The 2,417-nt window shown below is 71.6% G+C and carries 4 protein-coding genes and 1 pseudogene; 1 reads left to right on the top strand and 4 read right to left on the bottom strand.

Annotated features, from left to right (window positions below; genetic code table 11):
• Nucleotides 1–173: pseudogene (locus AC1DY2_RS18640) on the top strand (IMP dehydrogenase); the annotation flags it as partial.
• 17 nt (nt 174–190) lie between these two features.
• Here AC1DY2_RS18640 and AC1DY2_RS18635 read toward each other — a convergent pair.
• The 4 genes from AC1DY2_RS18635 to AC1DY2_RS18620 all read right to left on the bottom strand — a co-directional run.
• A complete protein-coding gene (locus AC1DY2_RS18635; protein WP_476763767.1) occupies nt 191–1,057 on the bottom strand; it encodes an alpha/beta fold hydrolase in 867 nt (288 codons plus the stop codon).
• Nucleotides 1,054–1,554, bottom strand: coding sequence for an SRPBCC family protein (locus AC1DY2_RS18630; RefSeq protein ID WP_476763766.1), 501 nt, complete (start codon nt 1,552–1,554; stop codon nt 1,054–1,056). The genes AC1DY2_RS18635 and AC1DY2_RS18630 overlap by 4 nt, the downstream gene beginning before the upstream one ends.
• Nucleotides 1,551–1,868, bottom strand: coding sequence for an ArsR/SmtB family transcription factor (locus AC1DY2_RS18625; RefSeq protein ID WP_476763765.1), 318 nt, complete (start codon nt 1,866–1,868; stop codon nt 1,551–1,553). The genes AC1DY2_RS18630 and AC1DY2_RS18625 overlap by 4 nt, the downstream gene beginning before the upstream one ends.
• Nucleotides 1,869–1,900: 32 nt before the next feature.
• The coding region (locus AC1DY2_RS18620) for a sigma factor-like helix-turn-helix DNA-binding protein (RefSeq protein ID WP_476763764.1) at nt 1,901–2,417 on the bottom strand (517 nt) is incomplete at its 5' end.

The raw sequence follows: 2,417 nt of genomic DNA, 5'->3' as shown, positions 1-2,417 counted from the left end.
GGGGACCGGCCCCGGTGCGCCGGTTCCTCCCCGAGCTGATCCAGCTCATCTGGGACCGCAGGATCGACCCCGGCAAGGTCTTCGACCTCTCGCTTCCCCTCGAGGAGGCCGCCGAGGGATACCGGGCGATGGACGAACGGCGAGCCGTCAAGGTGCTGCTCACCACCGACTGACCGGGACGCGCATCGGGTCAGCGGTTCGCGAAGCGGGCGATCATCCGTTCGACGAGGGGAGCGGGCGACATCATGGGCGTGCCGTGATGGCCGCCGTCGAGCACCTCGAACTCGATGGAGGGCGCCACGTCGGCGAGCGATCGCGCACCGGCGTGGAAGAACGGCTCGCTGCGCGACCCGACGACGACGACGCCCGGCGCCGCGAGGCCCTTCCAGCGATCGGCCGGGAGCGGCCGGCCGTCCTGCAAGCCCTCGAGCGCGGCGAAGTCGTAGCGGACGGTCCGCACGATGCGCTTCGCCCGCCGCCACATCGGCGTGAGGCGCATCATCGCCACGAAGGCGGGCGGCACACCGACGGCCTCCGTGAAGAACGATGCGGATGCCGCGCCGGTCCGGCCGGCCGCGACGTCCGCGGCGATCCGACCGGGCAGGTCGTGCGGTACCGGGGCCCTGCTGTCGTCGACGATGAACGGGGGCTCGTAGAGCACGAGGCCCGTGACGGCGTCACCGAGCCGCGCAGCAGCCTCGAGCGCGAGCACCGCTCCCGACGAGCTGCCGAAGAGGATGGCCCGGCCGCCGTGGGCCGCGATGACCGCCGCGACGTCGGCGACCTCGTTGGCGACATCCGTTCCCGACGGATCGGCGTCCCCGCTGTCGCCGCGACCGCGGCGGTCGTAGCCGACGACCGTGAAGTGCGGCGCGAGCGCGGCCGTGAGCTTGGCGGAGTCGCGCCGGGTCGCCATGGCGGGGTCGACGAGCACGAGGAGAGGGCCGGTGCCGACGACCTGCGTGGTCAGGCGGGTTCCGTCGGCCGAGACGACGGTCGAGGTCGCGGGGGCGGCGATGGCGTTCCCACCGGGGGCATGCGTGTTGTTGCTCATCATGGTGTTCCCTTCGCGAGGTGCTGGTCGAGGCGGTCGAATCCAGTTCTCCATCCCTCGAGCATCCCCATGGCGGCGACGCGTTCGAGGCGGGCGACGGAGGGGAACCTGGTGTGCAGGACGAGCCGGGTGCGGCCGGGGTCGAGCCCGAAGAACTCCACGGTGACGGCCTGCGACTCGGGGTCGAGGTCGGCGCCCGTGGCATCCGAGAAGCCCTCGACGTACGCGAGCATCGCGTGCTCGATGACCTCGCTGTAGATCGAGCGGATCCACACTTCGGGCTCCGTGCTCGCGACCGGCCCCATGCCGAAGTGCCACAGCCCGCCCGGACGCACGTCGAGCGCGCGGACGGTGGTCGACCAGCCTTCCGGCCCCCACCACGCTTCGAGCTCCTCGGCGATGGTCCATGAACGCCACACGCGCTCGGGGTCGGCGCCGAGCTCGCGTTCGAGGGTGATCTCGCGCCGCTCGAGGTCCTTGACCATGCGGAGGGCGGTCATGACGGGTCCTCGCTGCGACGCAGGTGGGCGTCGAGACGGTCGAGGCGGCCTGCCCAGACCGCGGCGAAGGAGTCGAGCCATCCGTCGATCTCGCGGAACGGTGCCTCCTGGAGGTCGKAGATGCGACGCTGGGCGTCGATGCGTGCGGCGACCATGCCGGCGTCGCTGAGGACCCGGAGGTGCTTGGAGACCAGCGGCTGGCGCAGGTCGAGTGTGCCGGCGATCTCGCCGACCGAGTGCGGCCCGTGGTCGCGGAGCAGCTCGACGATGGCGAGCCGGTTCGGCTCGGCCAGGGCGCTCAGTGAGGCGATCATAGCCCTAGTATCACTCAGCAGTAATATTACTGTCAAGAGATATAGAGTGAGACATCGAGGCCCTCCAAACGGGCAGGGTCCGCGAGCACGTCGAGCCCGACGATCCGGTCGCCGTCGAGCTCGAACGCCATGATCGAGACGACCCGGCCGTGCATGATGGCCGCGACGCCGGGTCGGCCGTCGATGAGGACGGGCGTCGAGTGCGCAGCCAACCGCCCGGCGAGCACCGCCTGTCCGGCGATGGCCTGGGCGCCCTCGACCAGTTGCACGGTGCTGCCGTAGTCGGCACGCAACACGGCGCCGTCGTCGAGGAGTTCCAGCAGGGCCCGCACGTCGCCGTCACGCGCGGCGACGAGCCAGGCATCCACGATGCGCCGGCCTCGGTCGCGATCCGGAYGGGCCGGGCTCTCGGCGCCCCGCACCCGGCGACGCGCTCGAGACGCGAGCTGGCGCGCCGCCTCGGGGGAGCGGTCGAGCACGTCGGCCACTTCGTCGAAGGAGCGGCCGAACACGTCGTGGAGCACGAGCGCGATGCGTTCGGCAGGGCTG

The organism is Agromyces sp. P1_H4 (assembly GCF_056405255.1).
The sequence above is the reverse complement of the archived record's forward strand: the minus strand, read 5'-3'. Positions and strand labels throughout refer to the sequence as shown.